The 23,885-nt window shown below is 63.5% G+C and carries 23 protein-coding genes and 2 pseudogenes; 12 read left to right on the forward strand and 13 right to left on the reverse strand.

Translation table 11 applies throughout. The features are described from left to right. Positions 1–416 precede the first annotated feature (416 nt). Both DPM33_RS16430 and DPM33_RS16435 read left to right on the forward strand, forming a co-directional pair. The gene (locus tag DPM33_RS16430) at positions 417–4,193 is read left to right on the forward strand and encodes a vitamin B12-dependent ribonucleotide reductase (protein WP_112098500.1); all 3,777 of its coding nucleotides are present in this window, start codon (positions 417–419) and stop codon (positions 4,191–4,193) included. 70 nt (positions 4,194–4,263) lie between these two features. Then, entirely contained in the window at positions 4,264–4,635 is a 372-nt protein-coding gene (locus DPM33_RS16435) for a VOC family protein (RefSeq protein ID WP_112098501.1), read from the forward strand. A gap of 275 nt (positions 4,636–4,910) precedes the next feature. Here the strand turns inward: DPM33_RS16435 and DPM33_RS16440 are convergent, their stop codons facing one another. Further along, on the reverse strand, positions 4,911–5,513 hold the full coding sequence (locus tag DPM33_RS16440) for a class I SAM-dependent methyltransferase (protein ID WP_112098502.1): 603 nt from the start codon (positions 5,511–5,513) through the stop codon (positions 4,911–4,913). A 43-nt stretch (positions 5,514–5,556) separates the two neighbouring features. After that, positions 5,557–5,730, reverse strand: coding sequence for a hypothetical protein (locus DPM33_RS36275; protein WP_167449097.1), 174 nt, complete (start codon positions 5,728–5,730; stop codon positions 5,557–5,559). Between the two features lie 105 nt (positions 5,731–5,835). On the opposite strand from DPM33_RS36275, the gene DPM33_RS16445 reads away from it, so the two are divergent. Continuing rightward, on the forward strand, positions 5,836–6,750 hold the full coding sequence (locus tag DPM33_RS16445) for a LysR substrate-binding domain-containing protein (RefSeq protein WP_112098503.1): 915 nt from the start codon (positions 5,836–5,838) through the stop codon (positions 6,748–6,750). A 138-nt stretch (positions 6,751–6,888) separates the two neighbouring features. Further along, the gene (locus tag DPM33_RS16450) at positions 6,889–7,341 is read left to right on the forward strand and encodes a pyridoxamine 5'-phosphate oxidase family protein (RefSeq protein WP_112098504.1); all 453 of its coding nucleotides are present in this window, start codon (positions 6,889–6,891) and stop codon (positions 7,339–7,341) included. A 239-nt stretch (positions 7,342–7,580) separates the two neighbouring features. Here DPM33_RS16450 and DPM33_RS16455 read toward each other — a convergent pair. From DPM33_RS16455 to DPM33_RS16465, 4 genes and pseudogenes are all read right to left on the reverse strand, one after another. After that, positions 7,581–8,450: pseudogene (locus DPM33_RS16455) on the reverse strand (glycoside hydrolase family 25 protein); the annotation flags it as partial. Between the two features lie 158 nt (positions 8,451–8,608). Further along, positions 8,609–8,744: pseudogene (locus DPM33_RS37755) on the reverse strand (glycoside hydrolase family 25 protein); the annotation flags it as partial. A gap of 156 nt (positions 8,745–8,900) precedes the next feature. Next, complete coding sequence (locus DPM33_RS16460) at positions 8,901–9,686, reverse strand: phosphodiester glycosidase family protein (RefSeq protein WP_112098505.1); 786 nt, start codon at positions 9,684–9,686, stop codon at positions 8,901–8,903. A 46-nt stretch (positions 9,687–9,732) separates the two neighbouring features. Then, complete coding sequence (locus DPM33_RS16465; protein WP_112098506.1) at positions 9,733–10,605, reverse strand: undecaprenyl-diphosphate phosphatase; 873 nt, start codon at positions 10,603–10,605, stop codon at positions 9,733–9,735. Between the two features lie 205 nt (positions 10,606–10,810). Between DPM33_RS16465 and DPM33_RS16470 the strand changes: the two genes are divergently transcribed. Beyond that, positions 10,811–11,743: a hypothetical protein gene (locus tag DPM33_RS16470; protein ID WP_112098507.1), complete on the forward strand. Its 933-nt coding sequence runs from the start codon at positions 10,811–10,813 to the stop codon at positions 11,741–11,743. Between the two features lie 18 nt (positions 11,744–11,761). Here DPM33_RS16470 and DPM33_RS16475 read toward each other — a convergent pair whose 3' ends face one another. Next, positions 11,762–11,974, reverse strand: coding sequence for a hypothetical protein (locus tag DPM33_RS16475; protein WP_112098508.1), 213 nt, complete (start codon positions 11,972–11,974; stop codon positions 11,762–11,764). 140 nt (positions 11,975–12,114) lie between these two features. Then, on the reverse strand, positions 12,115–12,510 hold the full coding sequence (locus DPM33_RS16480; RefSeq protein WP_112098509.1) for a GFA family protein: 396 nt from the start codon (positions 12,508–12,510) through the stop codon (positions 12,115–12,117). Between the two features lie 183 nt (positions 12,511–12,693). Here DPM33_RS16480 and DPM33_RS16485 point away from each other — a divergent pair, with 183 nt between their 5' ends. After that, the gene (locus DPM33_RS16485) at positions 12,694–13,728 is read left to right on the forward strand and encodes an isopenicillin N synthase family dioxygenase (protein WP_112098510.1); all 1,035 of its coding nucleotides are present in this window, start codon (positions 12,694–12,696) and stop codon (positions 13,726–13,728) included. A gap of 161 nt (positions 13,729–13,889) precedes the next feature. Here DPM33_RS16485 and DPM33_RS16490 read toward each other — a convergent pair whose 3' ends face one another. Further along, positions 13,890–14,138: a ParB N-terminal domain-containing protein gene (locus tag DPM33_RS16490; protein ID WP_095490758.1), complete on the reverse strand. Its 249-nt coding sequence runs from the start codon at positions 14,136–14,138 to the stop codon at positions 13,890–13,892. A gap of 148 nt (positions 14,139–14,286) precedes the next feature. On the opposite strand from DPM33_RS16490, the gene DPM33_RS16495 reads away from it, so the two are divergent. Genes DPM33_RS16495 through DPM33_RS16515 form a run of 5 tightly spaced genes read left to right on the forward strand, consistent with a single transcriptional unit; the run spans position 14,287 to position 19,775 of the window. After that, on the forward strand, positions 14,287–15,927 hold the full coding sequence (locus DPM33_RS16495; protein ID WP_112098511.1) for a N,N-dimethylformamidase beta subunit family domain-containing protein: 1,641 nt from the start codon (positions 14,287–14,289) through the stop codon (positions 15,925–15,927). 1 nt (position 15,928) lies between these two features. After that, positions 15,929–17,311, forward strand: a complete 1,383-nt coding sequence (locus DPM33_RS16500) for an aminotransferase family protein (RefSeq protein WP_112098512.1) — start codon at positions 15,929–15,931, stop codon at positions 17,309–17,311. A gap of 9 nt (positions 17,312–17,320) precedes the next feature. Continuing rightward, positions 17,321–18,250 (forward strand): 3,5-dioxohexanoate:acetyl-CoA acetone transferase, encoded by a 930-nt coding sequence (gene kce, locus DPM33_RS16505; protein ID WP_112098513.1) that lies wholly within the window; start codon positions 17,321–17,323, stop codon positions 18,248–18,250. Then, positions 18,250–18,744, forward strand: a complete 495-nt coding sequence (locus tag DPM33_RS16510) for a GNAT family N-acetyltransferase (RefSeq protein WP_167449098.1) — start codon at positions 18,250–18,252, stop codon at positions 18,742–18,744. Before kce ends, DPM33_RS16510 begins: the two co-directional genes overlap by 1 nt. Before the next feature lie 2 nt (positions 18,745–18,746). Beyond that, positions 18,747–19,775: a histone deacetylase family protein gene (locus tag DPM33_RS16515; RefSeq protein WP_112098515.1), complete on the forward strand. Its 1,029-nt coding sequence runs from the start codon at positions 18,747–18,749 to the stop codon at positions 19,773–19,775. Between the two features lie 3 nt (positions 19,776–19,778). Here the strand turns inward: DPM33_RS16515 and DPM33_RS16520 are convergent, their stop codons facing one another. The 3 genes from DPM33_RS16520 to DPM33_RS16530 form a co-directional block, all read right to left on the reverse strand. Next, positions 19,779–21,035 (reverse strand): cysteine desulfurase-like protein, encoded by a 1,257-nt coding sequence (locus DPM33_RS16520; RefSeq protein ID WP_112098516.1) that lies wholly within the window; start codon positions 21,033–21,035, stop codon positions 19,779–19,781. Positions 21,036–21,072: 37 nt separating this feature from the next. Continuing rightward, positions 21,073–22,140: an aldo/keto reductase gene (locus DPM33_RS16525; RefSeq protein ID WP_112098517.1), complete on the reverse strand. Its 1,068-nt coding sequence runs from the start codon at positions 22,138–22,140 to the stop codon at positions 21,073–21,075. Between the two features lie 110 nt (positions 22,141–22,250). Beyond that, positions 22,251–22,709: a hypothetical protein gene (locus DPM33_RS16530; RefSeq protein WP_112098518.1), complete on the reverse strand. Its 459-nt coding sequence runs from the start codon at positions 22,707–22,709 to the stop codon at positions 22,251–22,253. Positions 22,710–23,109: 400 nt separating this feature from the next. Here DPM33_RS16530 and DPM33_RS16535 point away from each other — a divergent pair, with 400 nt between their 5' ends. Next, positions 23,110–23,274: a DUF1127 domain-containing protein gene (locus DPM33_RS16535; RefSeq protein WP_112098519.1), complete on the forward strand. Its 165-nt coding sequence runs from the start codon at positions 23,110–23,112 to the stop codon at positions 23,272–23,274. A gap of 58 nt (positions 23,275–23,332) precedes the next feature. Here the strand turns inward: DPM33_RS16535 and DPM33_RS16540 are convergent, their stop codons facing one another. Beyond that, positions 23,333–23,839, reverse strand: a complete 507-nt coding sequence (locus DPM33_RS16540) for a DUF1993 domain-containing protein (RefSeq protein ID WP_112098520.1) — start codon at positions 23,837–23,839, stop codon at positions 23,333–23,335. Positions 23,840–23,885 lie beyond the last annotated feature (46 nt).

Raw genomic sequence — 23,885 nt, forward strand, 5'->3', positions numbered from 1 at the left:
GCCGGTCTTTTTTCCCGGATTTTGTGCGTTTTGCCCGGACTTCCGCCTGTACACGAGGGCGGCGGAAGCGTTGGGATCGTAGGGGCTTGGGTGGGCGAAAGGGAGAATTGTCGGTCTGGAAAAAATGATCTGTTAACACTATATTTAGTGTTTGCAGGCAGGCTCGACGCTAGATAGTGTGAACCTCCCTCTACGGAGGGAATCGACAAAAGTTTCAGTCTCGAGGGACCCGCGGGTCGGCCGGCAACCTGGGTAAGCGCCTGGAAAGGCGTTTGCTCGTCTGCATGGCTGCGCCCGCGACGAGGAGAGTGTCGGCGTCGCCTGCGATGCCGGCAAACGGCGGACTGCGCTTTTCGCTCAGCGGGGCAGAAAACCCCAGGGAAAAGCGCTATATGTAGATAAAAGGGACCGGACCAATGCGCATCGAGCGTCGCTTCACCAAGCCAGACCAGTCAGCCTATGCGGAGATCGAATTCCGCAAGGCTCTGTCGGAGATCAAGAATCCGGACGGCTCGGTGGTGTTCCGCCTGGACAACATCGATGTGCCGGCGCAGTTCAGCCAGGTCGCGGCCGACATCCTGGCGCAGAAATATTTCCGCAAGGCCGGCGTTCCGGCGCGCCTGAAGAAGGTCGAGGAGAACGACGTCCCCTCCTTCCTGTGGCGCTCCGTCGCCGACGAGGCCGAGCTGGCCAAGCTGCCCGAGGCCGAGCGCTACGGTTCGGAAACCGATGCCCGCCAGGTCTTCGACCGTCTTGCCGGCACCTGGACCTATTGGGGATACAAGGGCGGCTACTTCAAGTCCGAGGACGACGCGCGCGCCTTCCGCGACGAGCTCGCCTATATGCTCGCCACCCAGCGCGTCGCGCCGAATTCTCCGCAATGGTTCAACACCGGCCTGCACTGGGCCTATGGCATCGACGGTCCGAGCCAGGGCCATTTCTATGTCGACCCCTTCACCGGCAAGCTGACCAAGTCGAAGTCCTCCTACGAGCATCCGCAGCCGCATGCCTGCTTCATCCAGGGCGTGCAGGACGACCTCGTCAACGAGGGCGGCATCATGGACCTGTGGGTGCGTGAGGCGCGCCTGTTCAAATACGGCTCGGGCACCGGCTCGAACTTCTCCATGCTGCGCGGCGAAGGCGAGAAGCTTTCCGGCGGCGGCCGCTCGTCCGGCCTGATGAGCTTCCTCAAGATCGGCGACCGCGCGGCGGGCGCCATCAAGTCGGGCGGCACGACGCGCCGCGCCGCAAAGATGGTCATCGTCGACGCCGACCACCCGGATATCGAGGACTTCATCGACTGGAAGGTCAATGAGGAGCAGAAGGTCGCCTCGCTCGTGACCGGCTCGAAGATCGTCAAGAAGCACCTCGAAGCCATCATGAAGGCCTGCGTCAATTGCGAGGGCCATGACGACGACTGCTTCGACCCGGCGCTGAACACCGCGCTGAAGCGCGAGATCAAGGCGGCCAAGAGGGACGCCGTGCCGGAGAACTACATCTACCGGGTCATCCAGTTCGCCCGCCAGGGCTACACCTCGATGTCGTTCAAGACCTACGACACCGACTGGGATTCGGACGCTTATCTCACCGTCTCCGGCCAGAACTCCAACAACTCGGTGTCGCTGAAGGATAATTTCCTGCGCGCCGTCGAGGCCGACGGCGACTGGCAGCTCACCGCCCGCAAGGACGGCAAGGTGCTGAAGACGCTGAAGGCGCGCGACCTGTGGGAAAAGATCGGCTACGCCGCCTGGGCGTCGGCCGATCCGGGCCTGCACTTCAACACGACGATGAACGACTGGCACACCTGCGCCTCCGCCGGTGCCATCCGGGCCTCCAACCCGTGCTCGGAATACATGTTCCTCGACGACACGGCCTGCAACCTCGCCTCGATCAACCTTTTGCCCTACCGCAACGAAGACGGCACGATCGACATCGCCGCTTACGAGCACACCGTTCGGCTGTGGACCGTCGTGCTCGAAATCTCGGTGATGATGGCGCAGTTCCCGTCGAAGGAGATCGCCAAGCTCTCCTACGACTACCGCACGCTCGGCCTCGGCTACGCCAATATCGGCGGCCTGCTGATGACCTCTGGCATTCCCTACGACTCCGACGAGGGCCGCGCAATTTGCGCAGCGCTCACCGCCATCATGACCGGTACGGCCTATGCCACCTCGGCCGAAATGGCCGCCGAGCTCGGCGCATTCCCGGACTATGACCGCAACGCCCAGAACATGCTGCGCGTCATGCGCAACCACCGCCGCGCGGCATACGGCGACAAGGACGGCTACGAGAAGCTCGCCGTCAACCCGGTGCCGCTGGTCGCCTCCGACCTCAAGCAGCAGGCGCTGGCCGAGCATGCCCGCACCGCCTGGGACCGCGCCATCGAGCTCGGCGAGGAGCATGGCTACCGCAACGCGCAGGCGACCGTGATCGCGCCGACCGGCACGATCGGCCTCGTCATGGACTGCGACACCACCGGCATCGAGCCCGACTTCGCTTTGGTGAAGTTCAAGAAGCTCGCCGGCGGCGGCTACTTCAAGATCATCAACCGCGCCGTGCCGGAGGCGCTGCGCACGCTGGGCTATTCCGAGAGCCAGATCGCCGAGATCGAGGCCTATGCGGTCGGCCACGGCAACATGAACCAGGCGCCCGGCATCAACCCCGGCTCGCTGAAGGCCAAGGGTTTTACCGATGAGAAGATCGCCACGCTCAACGCGGCGCTGAAGTCGGCCTTCGACATCAAGTTCGTCTTCAACCAGTGGACGCTCGGCGCCGACTGGGTGAAGGAAACGCTCGGCTTCACCGACGAGCAGCTCGGCGACATCTCCTTCGAGATGCTGCCGGCGCTCGGCTTCTCGAAGAAGGACATCGACGCCGCCAACATCCATGTCTGCGGTGCGATGACGCTGGAAGGCGCGCCCTTCCTCAAGGCCGAGCACCTGCCGGTGTTCGACTGCGCCAGCCCGTGCGGCAAGATCGGCAAGCGCTCGCTGTCGATCAACAGCCACATCCTGATGATGGCGGCGGCGCAGCCCTTCATCTCGGGCGCCATCTCCAAGACCATCAACATGCCGAACGAGGCGACGGTCGAGGACGCCAAGAACGCTTACATGCTGTCCTGGAAGCTGGCGCTGAAGGCCAACGCGCTTTACCGCGACGGCTCGAAGCTTTCGCAGCCGCTCAATGCCTCACTGCTCGCCGATGGCGAGGAGGACGAGGACGAGGCGGTCGAGCAGCTGATCGCGGCGCCCGCCGCGCAGCGCGCCGTGCAGGTGACGGAAAAGATCGTCGAGCGCGTCATCGAGCGGCTCTACCGCGACCGCGAAAAGCTGCCAAACCGCCGCAAGGGCTACACGCAGAAGGCCGTCGTCGGCGGCCACAAAGTGTACCTGCGCACCGGCGAGTTCGACGACGGCCGTCTCGGCGAGATCTTCATCGACATGCACAAGGAAGGCGCTGCCTTCCGCGCCATGATGAACAACTTCGCCATCGCCATCTCGCTCGGCCTGCAATATGGCGTGCCGCTCGATGAATATGTCGAGGCCTTCACCTTCACCAAGTTCGAGCCGGCTGGCATCGTGCAGGGCAACGACGCGATCAAGAACGCGACGTCGATCCTCGACTACGTGTTCCGTGAGCTCGCGGTGTCGTACCTCGCCCGTCACGACCTCGCCCATGTCGACCAGTCGGACTTCGACAAGACGGCACTCGGCCGCGGCATCACCGAAGGCAAGGCGACGCCCTTCTCCAAGGGCCTCTATCGCGGCGCCTCGCCGGTGAAGCTGGTCTCGGGCGTGGGTTCCGAGCCGAAGGGTTTTGGCGGCTCCGCCCCGACGACGGCCCCTGCCCGCGCGGCGCCGACCGCCTTCGCCGGCTCCAACGTGCTGGCGCTGAAGCCGGCCAGCGACGAGGCGCTTGCCTACAAGCGCGACTATGAAGAGCGCGCCAGGGAGCTGGCCGAGGACATGATCGAGGAGGAAGCCGAAGCCGCCGGCGGCGCCGAAGCCCTGTTCACCGACGCCGCAGCGAATGAGGCCGCCGAAGCGAAGAAACTCGCAGCGACCAGACGCCAGCAGTCGCTGCTGCAGGGCTACACCGGCAACGAATGCTCGGAATGCCACAACTTCACCATGGTGCGGAACGGCACCTGCGAGAAGTGCGACACGTGTGGTTCGACGAGCGGGTGCAGCTGAGGACTGAAATCTAACTCAATATCATCGGCCCGGTCGCAAGATCGGGCCGATTGCTTATGTGAGGCACACCATGATCGACCACATCACCATCGAAGTGAGCGACCTCGACCAGAGCAAGCTCTTCTACGAACAGGCTTTTGCGCCTTTGGGCTACAGCATCGCCTTCGGCAAGGACGGCGTGTTCTGGGCCTTCGATGTCGGCAATGGCTGCCTGTTCGAGATCCAGAGCACGGGCGAGAAGCCGCCGCTCACCCATCTGCATGTCGCCTTCCGGGTGAAGAGCAAGGCGGAGGTGGATGCCTTCTATCGGGCGGCGCTCGAGGCGGGCGCCAAGGACAATGGCGCGCCCGGACCGCGTCCGGACTATGCGGCGCATTACTACGCCTGCTTCGTGCTCGATCCGGATGGGTACAACATCGAGGCGATGATCAACGAGGCGTAGTGTGGCGGCGCCCCCTCCGCTTCGTCATTCCAGGGCGGAGCAAGGAGCGAAGCGACGCGCAGACCCTGGAATCCATGCCGTGACGCTAAGGCGTTGCAACGGTTACAGAATTCTGCACCGCAGTGCGCTACGATAAGGGTCACGGCATGGATTCTCGGGTCAAGCCCGAGAATGACGAAGGCGCAATTGATCCGACCGCCGACGTTCCCTGGAACGCCCCATCATCCGGCCGCTTGCGGTCACCTTCTACCGCAAAGGTAGAAGGAAGAAACCGTTCACGCCGGCTTCACAGCCAGGAACGTGTTCCACTCCTCGCTGTTGCGGCCAACGTTGAAATCGTCCCGAAGTAGCACCAATCCGGCGCCTTCGAGACGGGACGCGAAATCGTCCCTGCGCCAAAGGACCGTATGACAGTTGCCCTCCGTCTCGCCGTCGCCATTGCGCATCGACGCGAGGAAAGCGCCGCCCGGCCGCAGCGATCCTTCTATCTTGGCAAGCACCTGGTCGGTCTGGTCGCGCGGCACATGGATGAGGACGGCGAGCGCAAGCACCGCATCATAGGGGCCGCCGAGGTCATCGATGAGAAGATCGAGAAGCTCGCCCTGCTTGCCGCGCGCGGCCTGCAGTTCGAGGAACCGTTTTGTCGCGTCGGTACGGCGAACCGTGACGCCCAGGCTCTCCAGAAAGTCCGCGTCGTATCCCGCGCCCGACCCGACTTCCAGAATCCGGCCGCCTTTGCCGGCTAGCGCCACGAGGCGCTTCAGCGATGCCTGCCCGCTCTCATTGGGAACATGTCGGACGATGGTATCGTAGCGTTCCGCGTAGTCTTCATAGGAACTGATCGTCTGACGGCTCTTCGCCAAAGCTTCCGATGACATTTCTGCCTCTCATGATCCAATTGGTCGAAGCGCGAGGATTGCCTCAGCGAACGGTGCCGGGCGGAACGCGGCCATCCAGCATGCCGATATCGCGCAGGAAATGGTCCGACACCGAACGGCGATCGACAAGGCCGCGGCGGCGGGGCTTGAACGGCGCGGTGAAGAGGTCGAGCAGCGGACGGCGAAGATTGTTGTAGAAAGCGACGGTGGAGGTCATTGCCCTTGTCCTTTCGGGTTCGATCCGATGGACGAAGCATGCCGCTTTCCGGCCTTGGTTTCCAATCGAACGTCGCGTAGTATGCATCAGGAGGATTGATGCGTCATGAGCTGGGAACTACCGCCGCTGGGAGCCATCCGCGTCTTTGAAGCTGCGGCCAGACTGGGCAGCTTCACCAAGGCGGCCGAAGAGCTCGGCATGACCCAGTCGGCCGCCAGCTATCAGATCAAGGTGCTGGAAGAACGCGCCGGAACGCCGCTTTTCTTAAGAAAAACAAGGCAGATCGCGTTGACCGAGGCCGGGCAGCAACTGGCGCCGCGCGCAACGGACGCCTTCTCGTCACTCGCCGATGCGTGGGTCGCCACCAAGGGCGGCGCCACCGGTGTGCTCTCCGTCACGACCATGGAAACCTTTGCCACCAACTGGCTGGCCGTATGGCTCGGAACATTCCAGTTGATGCATCCGGATCTCGCCGTGAAGGTCAATACATCGCAGCGACTGGTCGATTTCTCGCGCGAGGACATGGATGTCGGGATAAGAACCGGCACCGGAAACTGGCCGGGGCTGACGGCGCATTATCTGTTCAAGGCGGACTACACGCCAATGCTCAGCCCGAGGCTGGCGGAGAGCGTCGGCGGCATCCACCACCCCGAGGATCTCTACAAGGTGCCGCTATGCTGTGCCTCGGATCCGTGGTGGAAAATCTGGTTCGAGGCGATGGGCGTGCCGTTCGAACCCGATCGCGTGATTGCGGGGCCGATGCTGGGGTCGCAGGCCTATGATGCCATGGCCGCGCTGACCGACCGGGGCGCCGCGATCCTCACCCGCAACATCTACAGCGCCCTTTTGGCGAAGGGCCAGCTGATACAGCCCTTCGACGTCCTGGGATCCGATGGCGACGGTTATTGGCTGGTGCATCTGGAGAGCCGCCGCAACACACCCAAGATCAAAGCCTTCCGCGATTGGGTGTTGGCGCAGACGGCCGACATACGCGAACGCGAAAAGGGCGAGGCTCGGTAAGGTAAGGTTGAGCGAAGCGACGTGGCGCGAACCTGGACGACGAACTGCCGTGAAGCCAAAGCCAGCTTGACATGCGTCAATGCTGTGCCTTCCCCATCCTCTACCGTCGCGTCGTCAGCAATGGCTTCGGAGGCGATGATGGACAAGGAGATCAAGGACAAGATCCAGACGCTGTTGGATCAGCATCGGGTCATGACAGTTGCGACGCTCAGGGCGGACGGCTGGCCGCAGGCGACGACGGTGGGTTACGTCAACGACGGTCTCACCCTCTATTTCCTCTGCGGTCTGGACAGCCAGAAGGCGTCGAACCTCGCGCGAGACGATCGTCTGTCGCTGACCATCGACCACGACGCGCCGCAAGTAATGGAGATTACAGGGCTTTCCATGGCTGCGCGCGCGCATCCGGTCACCGACCGGTCAGAAGCCGAAAAGGTATTGCGCATGTTGCCCATGAAATATCCGCCGCAGGTCTCGATGCCAGGCCCGATGCCGACGCCGGATCAGGTCCGGATCTTCCGCGTGATGCCTTCCGTCATCTCCGTGCTCGACTACTCGAAAGGCTTCGGCCACACGGATCTCGTCACCGTCTGAAGGGCAACTCGCCGCTGGACTAAAACGCCAAATCGGTTGACCCAAATCAAGGCATGGCCGCTTTTCCTGACGTCTCCTCGGATATCTTTCAAAGGAGACGGGAAATGCCCGCAGAGACCATAGTCGCCGTCGCTCTTATTCTGGCCTATTTCGGATCTTTCATGGGCGTGCTGGCCTACGCGCAATTCGCGGAATCGCGTCCGAAGGCACAAAAGCGCTTGAGTACCTTCGCGCTCAATTCAGTCCGCGTCGGCCACCATCTGCCCGCCACCGCCGAACCAGGCTTGCCATTGCCGCTCGTCGCCATGAAACACGTTGAGGTCGATGCGGCCGCTCACGCCGTGCGATAGGCCGGAGCCTGAATACTGCCAGAACACCCACTTGCGGCCTGGATAGACTTTTGACGGATGCGCCGCCACCGCGCGCAGCCAGAATGGATAGTCCGGGAAGGCGCCGCGCAGGTTGTCGCGGTAGAAATCGGGGCTGGTGTAGATGATGGGACGCTGGCCGTAGTGGCGCTCCAGCTTGTCCATGAATACCTGCATCTTCTCCAGCACTTTTTCACGCGAAGGGCGCCGCTGGCAGGAGGAGTCGCCGTTCCACTCGACGTCGATGACCGGTGGCAGCGCGCCGTCGACCTTCGGCACGTTGCGGATGAACCAGTCGGCCTGCTCACCGGCGGTGCGGCACCAGTAGAAGAAATGATAGGCGCCGCGCTTCAGCCCGGCGGCGTCCGCATTGCGCCAGTTCCTCATGAACATCGGGTCGAGATGGTCGCCGCCGTCCGTCGCCTTGATGTAGGCGAAGTTGGCGCCTTGGGCGCGCAGCTTGCCCCAGTTGATGTCGCCCTGCCAGCGCGAGACGTCGACGCCGTGCACGGCCAGATGCCGCGGCGAGGCGCGGCCGAAATTGATCGGCTTGGCGTCGCGGAAAGCATAGCGGGTTACCGGCCCGGCAAGCATGGCGGGCGCGGCGCGCGACAGCCGCTTCGGCGGTGAGACGAGCGCTGCCTCTTGCACCGGCGGCTCGGCGTTGTCCGGCAGGCCCTGCGGCGGGAAGTTCACCGTCTCCTCCTCGGCCAGGCCGAAGGGGCGCGAAGTCCCGTCGCCAGGGTGCGAATTCTCGTCGATGGCGCCCGCGCTGTCCTCGCCTGAGCTGGCGTTCTCCTCATCAAGCAACGGCGCCGGCGGCTTCATGCGCGCCGCGCCCGACATCGAGGCCGTCTCGACGGTTCTTTCCGTCACCACGGTCCTCATGCCCTTCGGCACCGATGCGCTCGGCCGCACGACGGAACTCGTCGTCTCGTTGGACGGCATCTGCAATGCATCGACGCCCGACGTGGACGAGCAGCCGGCAAGGCAAAGCGATGCAAATAGGAAACCGACGACCCCTGAAATCCGCATCTTGACCTGTACGCGATACAAAACAGACCGAAGGCAGGAACGGCGCCGCCGGACAATCAGGCCATTCCTAACGAGAAATTACCAACAAAGTTTGAATCAAAATTTACCTTTGACGCGACCAAGCGATTCGCCGCGGCTTCCTGAAAGCGGTTTCAGCTAGCGCCTGAACACGCCGATCATCGGCCCGAGATTCCAGAAATCGTCGTTGCGGCCGATGCCAGGCGCATAGAGGCTCGAAATCGAGCCGTCGAGGAACAGCGCGTTCGGGCAGCCGAGTTGATCACGGAACAGCCGCGCGAATTCGTGAAAGGTCACGACGTCGTCCGAGATCGCGAAGACCGCCACGCCGTCGGCGCGCACGCCGACGCCGTCGCGGATCTTGCGCGAGGTGCCGTCAGCCTGGAATTTCGGATGCAGCTTGCCGTCGATGACCAGCATCGGCCCGGACTGGGTGGCGTAATCCACGCGTGGCGGGCGCTTCAGGTAATTCCTAGTGGCGCGCACCCCGGCCTTGCCGGCACTGAGGTAGAAGATGCCGTTGGGCTGCATCGAGAAATTGCCGGTTCCCGATCCGGTCTTGGCCGGCCTGACCTGCTGGCCGCGCTCGACATAGAGCCCGACTGGGGCGAGATCGGGATGATACATGCCGGCATTGATGCCGAAGAGCATGGTGCGCCCCGACGCTTGCTCGGCCGTGCGCAGATTGTGAAGCGACCGGTAGAGCTCGCCGTCCTTGTTCTTCCAGAACAGCTCGATGGAAAAATGCTTCGGATCGGTCTCGCAGACCAGATAGGTCGCGTTCTCGAAAGCCTGGTCGCGGCACGGCGGCAGCGCCGCCAGCCATTGGCCGAGGCCCATGCTGGCGCCAACGGCGGCCGGCACCGCCGATTTCACCAGCGTGGCCAGCAAAGGCACCGATTGCAGAAGCGTCACAAGATCCATCGGCGCACCCGAGGGTCAGCTGTCGACATAGCGGATACGGAAGGCCCTAAGTGAGCCAGCCGGCGGCGACACTGACGAGCAGCACCACGCCGAGCAGGCCGCGATAGATGACGAACGGCCATGCGGAGAAGCGTTCGAGCACACGCATCAGCCCCCAGATGGCGAAGAAAGCCGAGATCGATGCGACGATGAGGCCAACGGCCAGGATCGACCAGCCATGCGCGTCGAGATGCACCTTGTGCAGTTCCCAGAGCTCTTTCAGGCCGGCCAGCGCGATGGCCGGCAGGCCGAGCAGGAATGACAGGCGCGCCGCCTCGGGCCGGGCGAAGCCCAGCCCCATCGCCGCCGTCAGCGTCGAGCCTGAGCGCGAGACGCCGGGAATGAGCGCGCCGACCTGGGCGACGCCCACCAGCAGCGCATCGAGGATCGATGCCTGGCGCAGCATCAGCTTGTGGCTGGCGAAAATTTCGGCGAGCGCCAAAAGGAGCGCCATGGCGATACAGGCCCAGCCGATAACCGCCAGCCCGCGCAAGGGCGAATTGCAGGCGTTGAGCACGCCGGACAGCGCCAGGCCGGCAATGACGATCGGGATGGTGGCAAGCACGATGCTGATCGCGAGGCGGAAATGGCGGTCGCCGAAATCGCGGCGCGAGATCGCCGACAGCGATCCGAACACCACGTCCCTGACATCTGTCCAGAAATAGCTGACCACCGCCGCCAGCGCCGCCAATTGCATGGCGGCGGAAAAGGCCGAGCCGGGATCCTGCCAGCCGAGCACGGCCGGCACGATGCGCATATGCGCCGTCGACGAGATCGGCAGCAATTCGGTGATGCCTTGCACGATGCCCAGAAATGCCACCTTGACATAACCCAGGCCGACAAAGCCGGTATCCAGTCCTTGAGTGCAGACGTCGGTCATCTCAATCCTTTTCCCCGCGCCTCGACCCCCGTCCGAGGCAAAAGTGAATCGTCATTCGAAAAGCCCTCGAGGACAGGCTTAGCCTCACGGTAGCGTGATTCCAACTCACGGATTTGTAAGACGCCGCTAATCCTGCTTGACAACGGGTGCCGCCATATTATTCTCTGCTAATCTTACGCTGTAAGGCAATCGGAGGAGCATCACCATGTCGACCGCCGCCCTCTCGGAACTGCAGCCAGTCGTGCCGCCGGAAAAGCATGTTGCGGAGATCGCGATCGAGGAGGTCGGGCTTGATGTCAGCCGCGCCATCGAGCGTGCCGAAGTCGCTGCCTGGCTGGACCTTTACGAGGCGGCGCCCTCGGATTTCGCGGCCCGGCACGGGCTGTCTATCGCGCGTGACGGCGACCTTGTCTGGACCACCTGCACGACGATCCCGTTCATCCATTTCAACTGCGTCAAGAATATCGGTGTCGACGGCCCGGTCTCGGAAGCTGAGCTCGACGCGCTGCTTGCGCATTACCGCGATGCCGGCATCAGGCGGCCGTGGTTCTATACCAATCCGCACACCGAGCCGTCGCGGCTGAGATGCTGGCTGGAAGCCCGCGGCCTGCAGCACCAGGGTGGCTGGGAGCGCATCTATCGTGACGCGACGCCGCTGGCCGCCGAACCGCTCTTCCCTGGCGACCCGCTCATCCCGGTTGACGATCCGGTGGTCGAGGAGGTCACGTCCGAGACGGCTTCGCAATGGGCCTCTTTCATCGATGGCAAATACAGGCTGCCCACCTCGCCCTGGCTCACGGCGCTTGTCGGTCGCAAAGGCTGGCATCACTACATGCTGAAACGTGGCGGCGCGGTCGCCGCTGCGCGCTCGCTCTTCATCGGCCCTGACGGCGCCGGCTGGAGCGGCATCGACGCGCCGGTGCCGGGCATCATGGCGCCGAGCTTCGATCTTGATGCCATGCTTGGGGAAAGACTGGTTCGCGACGGCATCGCCGCCGGCGCGAAACTGTTTGTCGCCGATATCGAGGCGCCGCTCCCCGATCGCGACGGGCCGGCCTATCGCAATTACGACCGGCTCGGCTTCAAGCTCGCCTATTTACGCAGTCATTACAGTTACTTGCCCGCGCATTCCAGTTGACGATTGCCTGGAGTTGCCTCAGCGGTACAGCCACTGCTTCAGGCAGCTTCTCGCCACCACATGCGCGGGTGGCACCGAAGCCTGGTCGATGCGAGAATCGTCGCCGGTCCTGCCGCGAGCCTTTTCCAGAAGCAGGCGAAGCTCGGCCGGCCGCACGCGGTCGCGCGCCATCACGAGCTGGATCATCGGGTCGTTCAAAAGCTCGTCCAAGGTGTTGATGCTCTCGCTCATCCGTCGCCTCCTCGATGTCTGCCGCATGGCGCTTAGATAAGCAGCCAATGATGGCTCGCCAATGACGCTTTGCCGGCTATCTCGTGAATCGAAGATGAAATTTTTGTGCAGAGATGCGTCGAAATGAATCAGCCGACAAGCTACGCTGGCGGCGCGCCCTCATATTGCGGCAGACCATCGTCGAGCATCACCCAGGGTTGCTTCGACGTGGTCCAGAAATGCATGTCGGGTTTGAACAGCGACGGGTCGTCGAGCGACCCCGACGTGACGCCGAGAATGCCCCTGGAGTCGCGCCGCGAGAACATCGTCGTGCCGCAGACCGGGCAAAAGCCGCGCTCGAGGTCCGGCGTGGAATTTATTGTCGCCACCGGCCCTTTGATGCTCACATCGTCGATGCGGAAGAGCAGGCGGGCGTTGAAGGCCGCGCCGATTGCCCTCTGGCAGATCCGGCAATGGCAGACCCGTTCGTTGATCGGCGCGGCATCGGCCCTGTAACGCACCGCGCCGCACAGGCACCCGCCTTCATATTTCGCCATCACCGTCACCTGTTTCGAGGAAATGCCGGCACGGTAGTGGCCGGCATGACTGGGTCAAACAAAAAACATTGATGGGATGCGATCGCTCGGGGTGATGCGGGTGGCCCAATGACGTGTGCTCGCCCGCGATTGACAATCGCCAGCCGCCAGGCCCTGCTTACGGCGTCCGGCGGGAGGAGATTGATGGCCGACATCGATACGATCGCGATTGCACCCTTGTTCGGTCCGCCCTCACCTGCCCGCGACCAGACCGACTTGAGGATCATGGCCGCGGCCTCCGGCGTTGGCTTCATGGCGATCCGCGACTTTCCCGGCGACGATCGGCTGACGCCGCAGAACCGGGCCCGGCTGCTGGCGATCTTTGCGCTGCCTGAGACCGAAAAAGAGAAGCTGCTGCGCTGGAATTTCGACCGCACCAAACAGAATGTCTATCGCGGCTGGTTTCCGCTGCAGCCGACCGCCGTCTCCTATAAGGAAGGCATCGACATGGGGCCGGACATCGCCGACGCGCGGACCGCGCCCATAGGTTTCGATGCCAGTGATCCGCTCTGCGAGCCGACGCCGCTGCCTCTCGAAAGCGCCCTGCCCGGCTGGCGCCAGGCTGCCGCCGGCTACTACAAGGCGATGGAGACGGTCGGCAACGCGCTGCTGCGCTCGGTCGCACGCGGCCTTGGCCTTGCCGAGACCATTTTCGACGCCGATTTCGAAGGCGGCATCTCGACCTTGCGGCTCATCCGATACCCGCTGCGTGATGCAAGCAGCGGTGTCGATCTGAGCGGCCCCGACTTCTCCGTGCTGCACAAAGGCGAAACGCGAACGATCATCGGCCGCGAGCACGCTGATTCCGGTTTCGTCACCCTGCTGGCGCAGGACGGCGTCGAAGGCCTGCAGGCCAGGACCCTTGCCGGCGAATGGATCGACGTGCCGCCCGCCGACAACACGCTCGCCGTCAATTTCGGCCAGTTGCTGGAGCGCTGGACCGCCGGTCGGATGCGCGCAACCCGGCATCGGGTGATCGCGCCGAAGCAGACGCGCTTCTCGATTCCGTTCTTCTATGAGCCACGCGTCGACGCCGAGATCGCTCCACTGCCGCTCGAGGGCGCCGACCCCTTCGAGCCGTTTCTGTATGGCGACTATCTCTGGGACACGGCGACGAAATTCGTCGAGATGAGCGGCGTCAGGCATCTGCGTGAGCCGCGGCGGGCGAAAGCCTCGTAGAGAGACCGCAGCCGGTTTAAGGTGGGTTGAGATTCAGGTCAGGCCGAGTCGAAAACGGTGGCTTTCGAGAACCGGAGCGGAGCGTACTTGAAGTACGTGAGCACCGGAAGCGCAGAAAGTCGCCGTTTGAAGGCCGGCATCACCTGAATATCAGCACACCTTTAGTGGCGCTTGGCCTGGACGAGATAGGCGTCGATCTCGGTCTCGCCAAGCCATTTGGCGGCTTCGAGCCGGTGCAGCCCCTCGACCAGGATGTGGCGCTTGCCGTCGTGGCGCACCTGGATCGGCGTCTTCATGCCATTCTCGAGGATGTCCTCGGCGAGATGGCGCACGGTTTCGGGATGCAGCGTCTTGCGCCTCGCCGTCGGCACGTAGATGTCGTCGACCTTGACCTTTTGTACCCGCAGCATGTCGGCTCCCGGCGAAAATCTCGCCCTGGCATGAAATAGTCGGTTTGCCGGATATCGCCAAGCGCGAGGGCACGCTGGCCCGATGCTTTCCATTTGACGCTTGGCCGGCCGATGGTCTCAATGACGGCCTCGTGACCTCAGGTGTTCCTTGACGCAGCTGCCCACCGACTTCCCCGATTTCGGCTTGACGCCCGAGCAGCGCCGCGAGGCGGTGCGCGGCCACTATTACGAATGGCCCGGGATGGATGGCTCGGGCGGTGAAATCTGGTGCTACAGCGACCGCTTTTCCTACCGCCCGGGCCAGACGGTGACGCTGCATGTGAGCTCGACGGCACCGCAATTCACCATCGCCGTAATCCGCGACGGAGCCGTTGAAACCAAGGTCCTCGAACAGACCGGCCTGTCGGCGCGCTGGCAGGACGCGCCCGACCAATGCTCCGTCGAGGGCTGCGGCTGGGAAGCGACGTTCGAGTTCCGCGTCGGCGAGGACTGGCCGTCCGGCGCCTATCGCATCACGCTTTCGGTGGATGGCCGCGACGGCAAGCCGATCCGCGGGCATCACCTCTTCATCGTCGCGCCCTCGCCTGGCCGCAAGCCCGGCCGCCTGCTGCAGGTCGCCGCGACAGGCACCTGGCTCGCCTACAACACCTGGGGCGGCTCCAATCACTATCAGGGCATCACCGGCGCGAACCGCGATCAGTATGCGACAACGGTGTCGACGCAGCGCCCCTGGTGCCGCGGATTCGTCGTGCTGCCCAGGGAAGCGCCGCGCGTGCCGCTCGAAGTCGCGGTGCCGCCGAAGACCGTGCCGCGCTATCCGCACATGGAATGGGCTTTCGCCACCGGTCACTCGAAGAAATACGCCTCCTCCGGCTGGGCGAGCTACGACAGCCATTTCTTTCGCTTCGCCGAACGCGCCGGCTATGCGGTCGATCTCGCCAGCCAGCACGAGCTGCATTTCTCATCCGAGATCCTCGATGGCTATGACTGCGTCGTCTTCGTCGGCCATGATGAATATTGGACCTGGGAGATGCGCGACGCGGTCGACACCTATGTCGAGCGCGGCGGGCATGCGGCGCGCTTCGCCGGCAATTTCATGTGGCAGACCAGGCTGGAGGACGAGGGGCGCCGCCAGGTCTGCTACAAATACAGGGCGCGCGCCGAAGACCCCGCCTATCGCGGCGGCGACGTCACCCGCGCCACCAACTCCTGGGAAGCGCCGGAGATCGGCCGTCCCGGCAGCACCACCTTCGGCCTCAAGGCGACGCGAGGCGTCTATGCCGGCTGGGGCGGCTGCGCGCCGCGCGGCGTTCGCGGCTTTCCGGTCTACCGTCCCGAGCACTGGGCCTTCGCCGGCACCGGCATCTATTATGGCGACCTGCTCGGCGCCGACAGCCATGTCTATGGCTATGAGGTCGATGGGCTCGATTTCGAGATTCGTGGTGGCCTGCCCTACCCGACCGCGGAGAGCGGCGCGCCGGACGGCCTGCAGGTGCTGGCCGTCGGCATGGCCAGCCAAGTCGAGGAAAGCGCCGACATCCCGATCGAGGACCAGTTCCTCACCGACGAGGACGGCCGCTTCACCGCCGAGACGCTATTCGGCGAGGCCAGCGACGCCAACCTCGACAAGGTCAAGCGCGGCAACGGCATGATCGTCAATTTTTCGCGCGGCAAGGGCGAAGTGTTCCATGCCGGAAGCTGCGAGTGGGTCGCCGGCCTGCTGAGGCAGGACGCGATGGTCGAACGCGTGACCAAAAATGTTCTCGACCGCTACCTTGGAAAGTCCTGACATGTCGAAACTGGAAATGCAGCCGTCGCCCGAGCCTGAGGCCCGGTCGCCATCGCACCTGTTCTATCTCTCGAGCCTGCGCCGGCCGCTGGTCGACCGCGCCGAAGGCATCTATTTCTGGACGAAGGACGGTCGCCGCTTCATCGACGGCTCGAGCGGCCCGATGGTTGCCAATATCGGCCACTCCAACCGCAACGTGCTCGAAGCCATGAAGCGGCAGATGGATAAGACCACTTTCGCCTACCGGCTGCATTTCGAGAACGAGCCGGCGGAAGAACTCGCGCGGAAGCTGGCCAGCAAACTACCCGCCGGCATGGACCGCATCTTCTTCGTTTCCGGTGGCTCCGAAGCGACCGAATCCTGCATCAAGCTCGCCCGGCAGTGGGCTGTCGTCACCGGCCAGCCGAAGCGCTGGAAGGTCATCACCCGCTTCCCCTCCTATCACGGCGGCACGCTAGGCTCGCTCGCCGTCACCGGCGACGATGCGCTGGCCGAAAGCTTCACGCCGATGATGCGGGTGATGCCGGCTATCCCCGCGCCAACCGCCTGGCGCGACCGTGACAACCTTTCCATGGAACAGCGCGGCGTCCGCTATGCCGACATGCTCGAGGAGAAAATTCTCGCCGAAGGGCAGGAAAGCGTGCTCGCCTTCATCATGGAGCCGGTCGGCGGCGCAGCCACCGCAGCGCTGGTCGCGCCCGACAGCTACTATCCGCGCATCCGCGAGATCTGCGACCGCTACGGCATTCTTCTCATCCACGACGAAGTGATGTGCGGCTCCGGCCGCACCGGCAAATTCCTGGGCGGCGACCACTGGAACTGCAGGCCCGACATCGTCGCGCTGTCGAAGGGGCTGGGCTCGGGCTACGCCCCGCTCGGCGCGTTGGCAGCGCCGATGCGGCTGGTCGAGCCGCTGCTGGCCGCCGGCGGTTTCCAGCACGGCCACACCTATGCTGGCAATCCGCTCGCCTGCGCCGCCGGCCTTGCCGTGCTCGGCGAGATGGACCGGCTTGATCTGATCGCCAACGCCGCTGCCATGGGCGACGTGCTGATCGACGAATTGAAGGCGCTGCAAAAGCGCTTCTCCTTCATTGCCGACGTGCGCGGCAAGGGCCTCCTTCTCGGCGCCGAACTGCTTGCCGATCCGGAGACGCTGAAGCCCATCGACCCCGCTCGCAAGGCAACGCAGCGCCTGCTCGATCACGCCTATGCGCGCGGCCTGATCATCTATGGTCGCAAGGTCAAGGGCGGCGTCGACGGCGACAATTTCATGGTGGCGCCGCCAATGATCATCACGCGTGAGCAGATCGGCGAGATGATTTCCATCATCGGCGACTCGCTGGAAGCGCTCGCCAATGAACTCGACCTGCCGGTCGAACGCTGAGGGACGACAATGGCGCCCAGGAAAGTCATCATCACCTGCGCCGTGACCGGTTCGGTGCACACGCCGTCAATGTCGCCACATCTGCCGATCACCCCCGACCAGATCGCCACGGATGCCATCGCCGCGGCCGAGGCCGGCGCCTCGATCCTGCACCTGCACGCCCGGGATCCCAACGACGGCCGGCCGACCTCCGATCCGGAGGTGTTCATGCAGTTCCTGCCCCGTATCAAGCAGGCGACCGACGTTGTGATCAACATCACCACCGGCGGCTCGTCGCTGATGACGCTCGACCAGCGGTTGGCGGCGCCTTTGCGGGCGCAGCCCGAAATGTGCTCGCTCAACATGGGCTCGATGAATTTCGGGTTGTTCCCGATGCTGGAGCGGCCGCGCGAATGGCGGCACGAATGGGAGCCAAAGCTTCTCGAAGCCACCCGTGACACCATCTTCAGGAACACCTTCGCCGATATGGAATCGATCCTAGAGAAGCTCGGCAAAGGCTGCGGCACGCGCTTCGAATTCGAATGCTACGATGTTGGCCATCTCTATTCGCTGGCGCATTTCCGAGACCGCGGCTTGGTTTCAGGGCCATTCTTCATTCAGTTCGTGCTCGGCATCCTCGGCGGCATCGGCGCCGATCCCGACAATCTCGTCCACATGAAACGCATCGCCGACAAACTGTTCGGCGGCAGCTACCAGTTCTCGGTGCTCGCCGCCGGCCGCCAGCAGATGTCGTTGATTTCGATTGCCGCGGCGATGGGCGGCAACGTCCGCGTCGGCCTGGAGGACAGCCTCTACGACGGGCGGCAGTTGGCAAAGTCGAATGCCGACCAGGTGCGCCGTATTCGCGGCATTCTCGACGGCCTGTCGCTGGAGGTCGCCACGCCCGCGGAAGCGCGCGAAATGCTGACGTTGAAGGGCGGCGACCGGGTGGGGTTTTGATGCTTTCGCCAACTATCATCCTCCGCCCCGGCCGCATCGACGACGTCGAAACCATCCATGCAGCCCTGCTGCGCCTCGGCACCCATATCGGCGCGCATCAGGAAATCACCTCGACCGCCAACGATCTCCGCCGCTACGGTTTCGGTGAGAAACTCGCCTTCTCCACCCTGATAGCCGAGGTAGAGGGCGAATTCGCCGGGCTTTGCCTGCATTTCCCGATCTTCTCGACCTGGATGGGCCGTCCAGGCGTCTATGTGCAGGACCTCTATGTCGAGGATCGCTTCCGTGGTTGGCGCATCGGCGAAAAGCTGTTGCGCCGCGTGGCAAAGGAGTGCCGAGCGGCGGGCGGTGTCTATCTGAGGCTGTCCGTCGACACCGACAATGAAACGGCCAAGGCCTTTTATGAGAGACTGGGCATCGGCTGGTCGAACTACGAACAGGTGCAGAAGATCGTCGGCGACGCCTTCTTTGTCTTTGCCGACGGGGAGGAATGACGATGAAAGTTTTCTATGCCGAGGAGCAGAAACGCCACGATCCCAAGGCTTTCCTTTCCAGCGGCGCGCCGCAGCCCAACCCGGAGAAGCCGGAGCGCATCGAAAGACTATTAGCCGGCGCAAGATTGGCCGGTTTGATGGTCGAACGTCCAAGGAACCATGGCCTTGGACCGATCGCGACGGTGCACACGCCTGAATATCTCGACTTCCTCGAGCACATCTTCGTACGCTGGCAGCGCATCGACGGCGCTTCGGCGGAGGTCATTCCGAACATTCATCCGATCGCCCGCAACGGTTCCTATCCGGCATCGGCTGTCGGCCAGGCCGGCTACCACATGGCCGACACCGCCTGCCCGATCTCGGCCGAGACCTGGAACAGCGCGCTTTGGAGCGCCTGGACCGCGGTCGAAGCCTCCGAAACTGTGATGGCCGGCGCGTCTTCGGCCTATGCGCTCTGCCGCCCGCCGGGCCACCATGCCTTCGCCGATGTCGCCGGCGGCTTCTGCTTCATCAACAATTCGGCGGTCGCGGCGCAGGTGCTGCGCAGGAGTGCCGCGCGCGTCGCCATCCTCGACGTCGACCTGCATCACGGCAACGGCACGCAAGGCATCTTCTACGCCCGCTCGGACGTGCTGTCCGTCTCGCTGCACGCAGATCCGGTACGCTTCTATCCGTTCTTCTGGGGCCATGCCGACGAACGCGGCGAAGGCCCCGGCCTCGGCTACAATCTCAACCTGCCGCTGCCGCGCAAATCCGGCGACGCGGCGTTCCTCGAAGCGCTGGCGACCGCCTTCCAGCGCATCCGCGCCTTTGCGCCGGAAGCGCTGGTCGTGGCTCTCGGCCTCGACGCCTTCGAAGGCGACCCGTTTGGCGGGCTTTCGGTGTCGACGCCCGGCTTCTCTCGCATCGGCGAGGCGATTGCCGGGCTCGGCCTGCCGACGGTGATCGTCCAGGAAGGCGGCTATCTCTGCGATGCGCTGGGCGACAATCTCACCGCTTTCCTGACCGGCTTCGGCGGCAAGCAGGCTTAGCCTCTACGAACGCTGTTGCCGAAGCATCGCGACCACGCGGTGCACGCTTTCCAGCGTCTCCTCGATCTCGGCCGCCGTGTTGTAATGCGCGATGCCGATGCGCACGACGCCCTGCTCGGCCGGTATGCCGAGCTGATGGACGATCTCCCACGCGTAATTATGGCCCGACCACAGGAAGATGTTTTCGGCGTTCATCTGCCGCACGATCGTTTCCGGCGCGATGCCTTCGACGGTGAAGGAAACGGTCGGCACCCGCTCAGCGAGGCGTTGCGGATCGGTGATGCCGCGGATGACCAGGCCATCGATATCGGACAGGCCTTCGATCAATTGCCAGGCCAGCGCGTTCTCGTAGGCGATCGACACCTCGAACGCCTTGGCGATCCGCTGCCGGCGCGATCCGCCCGCGCCGAGATCGGCGAAATAATCGACCGCCGCCGTCAGCCCGGCCATCAGCTCGATCTGCGGCGTCCCGAGTTCGAACCGCTCCGGCAACCCGTTCGAGGAGCAGCGGCATTTGTAAGGTTTCAGACCGTCGATGACGTCGCGACGCCCCCACAAAATGCCCATATGCGGCCCGAAGAATTTGTAAGCTGAGCAGATCAGGAAATCGCAGCCGAGGTCCTGCACGTCGATCCGCCCATGCGGCGCAAACTGCACGGCATCGACATAGACCAGCGCACCGGCCTTTTTGGCGGTCGCCGTCAACGCTTTGACGCGGTTGATCGACCCGGTGAGGTTCGAAGCATAGTTCAACGCCACCAGCCTCGTCCTGTCCGAAAGCTGCGCCTTCAGCGCCGCCTCCTCGACCTGCCAGCTTGTCTCGTCGAAAGGCAGGAAGCGCACGACAAGCTCGAGATCCTCGGCAAGCTGCAGCCAGGGCGAGACATTGCCTTCGTGGTCCATGCGCGTGACGATGATCTCGTCGCCCGGCTTCATCGTGCGGCCAAGCGTGCGCGACATGTGGTAGGTCAGCGTCGTCATGTTGGCGCCGATGACGATCTCCTCGGCGCTTGAAGCGTTGAGGAAATCGGCCATGGCGGCATGCGCCGCGTCGACCACCTGCTGCGCCGCGACCGTCGTTTCGAAAAAGCCGCCGAGATTGGCGTTGGTGGTGAGCAGGCAGTGCGACACCGCGTCCGCCACCGCTTGCGGCACCTGCGTGCCGGCCGGATTGTCGAGATAGATGCGGCGGTGCCCTTTGTCGGTCATTGAAAGTGCCGGAAATTTGCCGCGCACCGCCTCGATCGGAAAATCCGCCATCGTCTCGCTCCCCTTGTCCTTCCTCAACGACTTCCGATCACGGGCACGGATTGCCGACGCGCTGGTGGACCGCGTCGACCGCCTTCTGCATCTCCTCCGTCCAGGCGACATCGGTCGAGGACAGCGCCATGTCGAGCTGCGCCACACTGGTGGCGCCGACGATGTTCGCGGTCACGAACGGCCGGCTCGACACAAAGGCGTTGGCGAACAGCGCCGGCTCCATGCCGAAGGAGCGCGCCAACTCGGTGTATTCCAGCAGCACTTCCGCCGCATTCGGCGTCTCGTAGCGCTGGCCGCGGTTGAAGAGCTGCGAACGCGAACCCTGCGGCCGCGCGCCATGATTGTATTTGCCGGTGAGATAGCCCTGGGCAAGCGGTGAATAGGGAAGAAACGCTATCTCCTCGCGCTCGCAGACCTCGGCAAGATTCACTTCGAAGGTGCGGTTGACGAGGTTGTAAGCGTTCTGCAGCGATGCGATACGCGGACCGGTGCCCTTCTCGGCTTCGAACACGAAACGCATGACGCCCCAGGAACTTTCGTTCGAGAGGCCGAGATGGCGGATTTTTCCCGCTTTCACCAGTTCCTCGAAAACAGCGAGCGTTTCGGCGATCGGCGTCTCGCCTCCCGGAGTACCTGTCGCATCGGCGCGTCGAGCCACCGCTCCGATCCGCGTCGGGTTCGAGCCCCAAGGGATATCACGGTCCGGCCAGTGGATCTGATAGAGGTCGATATAGTCGGTCCCGAGTTTCGCCAGCGATTTCTCGACCGCGTCGAAAATATCGGCGCGCACCAGCTTGGACGGACGATCGCCGCGGAACCATGTGTTGGCCGTACGGCCGACCACTTTGGAGGCAAGGATGACCTTGTCGCGGTTGCGGTTGGCCTTCATCCAGCCGCCGATGATCTTTTCGGTACTGCCTTGCGTCTCCGCCTTGGGCGGGATCGAGTAAAGCTCGGCCGTGTCGATGAAGTTTACACCGCGCGAAAACGCCAGATCCATCTGCGCATGCCCTTCGGCTTCGCTGTTCTGCTGACCCCAGGTCATCGACCCCAGGCAGATTTGCGAGACAAGGAGATCGGTCCGACCGAGGCGGCGTTTTTGCATGAGATGTCTCCGGCGGGAGGTTTTTGCGCTGGCTGCGCTGGGAGGAAAGCCAAGCATAAGCACTGGCCGGAAATTCTCCAAGCCCGCTGTCTTCGACTTTTGCGTGACTGTTATCGACGGGTGGCCGCCAAGGCTCGCCGCTTGGCCTCGTCGATCAGCATGTTGGCCACCTGCATGCGGATCATGGCGCGCTGGCGCAGATGCGGCGCGACCCGGTCAGGGTGGTTGGCGAAGGCGAAGTTGCGGCGGATGCGGCCGAAATCGGCATTCTTGGCCGGACGGTCGAGGCCAAGCTCGCCGGCGATCGCTTCGGGGTCGATCGGCGGCAGCTCTTCCTCCGGCCGGTGCTCTTCGCCGGCAAGCGCCAGTTTCGCCTGGTCGAGAAGCGCTGCGAACTCGGCCGCGAGATCGGCGCCCGACTCACGATATTCGGCGGCGACGCTTTCGCCGGCGACCTTGATGCGGCCGGAATGCAGTTCATCGGCTACCGACAGATAGTCGAACGGGATAGACGGCCGGGCGCCCGCCTCCTCGCCTTTCTCCGAGGCGACGATCAGGTCGTCGAGCAACGAAGCGAAATCGAGCTTGTTCCCGGTGCCGATCTCAGCCTCCCCCTATGGTGACGGCATGCATTGATGCCGCTGAAGATAGGGCGCTCTCGTTAAAAATGAATTCTGGCGACGTTAACAATTGAGGGCATTTCCACTCGCCAAAGGGCCCCGGCCACATAGAATAAAAAGCCGGACTGCATTTTCGTGCAGCCCGGCAAGGTCGCCAGGAGTGGCGAGGAAAAGCCAGCCATGAGCCGGCATCGGTGCCTACGCTCGAACCTGCCGAAAAGTTTCACGAAAAATCGACAATGGCGGAAAAAATTCGTTCGGCATGGCAGCCATGCAATTGCTGCACTGCACAATTTTAACAAATCGCCTATATCGTGGAGTCGGGAGGACCAACAGGGGCAACTGAGTCATGGGGTTCTTCACTGAAATGTTCGCTCGGCCGAGGCCGCAGGAACACCAGCGTTACCGCGCGGCACTCGCGCTTCTGAACGCGATGAGCAACACCGACCGCGCCGATATCGGCATCAAGCCGGCGGATTTTCCTCGCATCGCGCGCGAAATGTCGATCCGCTGACTGCACTGAACCAAAGAGGTTTCCCGGGATGCCGGGAAACCTCCAAACCATTCAAAAATCAGCGATTTCCGAGGAAAGTCTGCTTGCCGAGCGGCACGCCATTGTGGCGCAGGATGTCGTAAGCGGTGGTGACGTGGAAATAGAAATTCGGCATCGCGACATGCAGCAGATATTGCAGGCCGGGCAGCGTGGCTTCGCGCCCGCCGAGCCTCAGTTCGACCGTCCTGTCCTCTGAACCTTCCAGATCGGCCGCCGAGAACGACGCCAGCAGATCCAGCGTCTTGGCGATACGAGCCTGCAGATCGGCAAAGCTCGCTTCATGGTCCTCATATTTCGGCACCTCGCGGCCGGCGAGCCGCGACGGCGCGCCCTTGGCATGATCGGTGGCGATCTGGACCTGCCGCGTCAATGCGAACATGTCGGGCGCCAGCCGCGCGTTGAGGAACACCTGCGGATCGATCTTGCGCTCGCCCGCATTCTGCTCCGCCGCCGTCAGGACGCTGGCCAGCGCCTTCAGCCGGGCGGAAAAGACGCCCACCGAAATGTCATACATGGAAATGGTCATGGGTATCTCCCAGGCGGCCCAGCGCCGCGAGCCGTGACCTAGCGCC

The organism is Mesorhizobium hawassense, from assembly GCF_003289945.1.
GTDB classification, from domain to species: domain Bacteria; phylum Pseudomonadota; class Alphaproteobacteria; order Rhizobiales; family Rhizobiaceae; genus Mesorhizobium; species Mesorhizobium hawassense.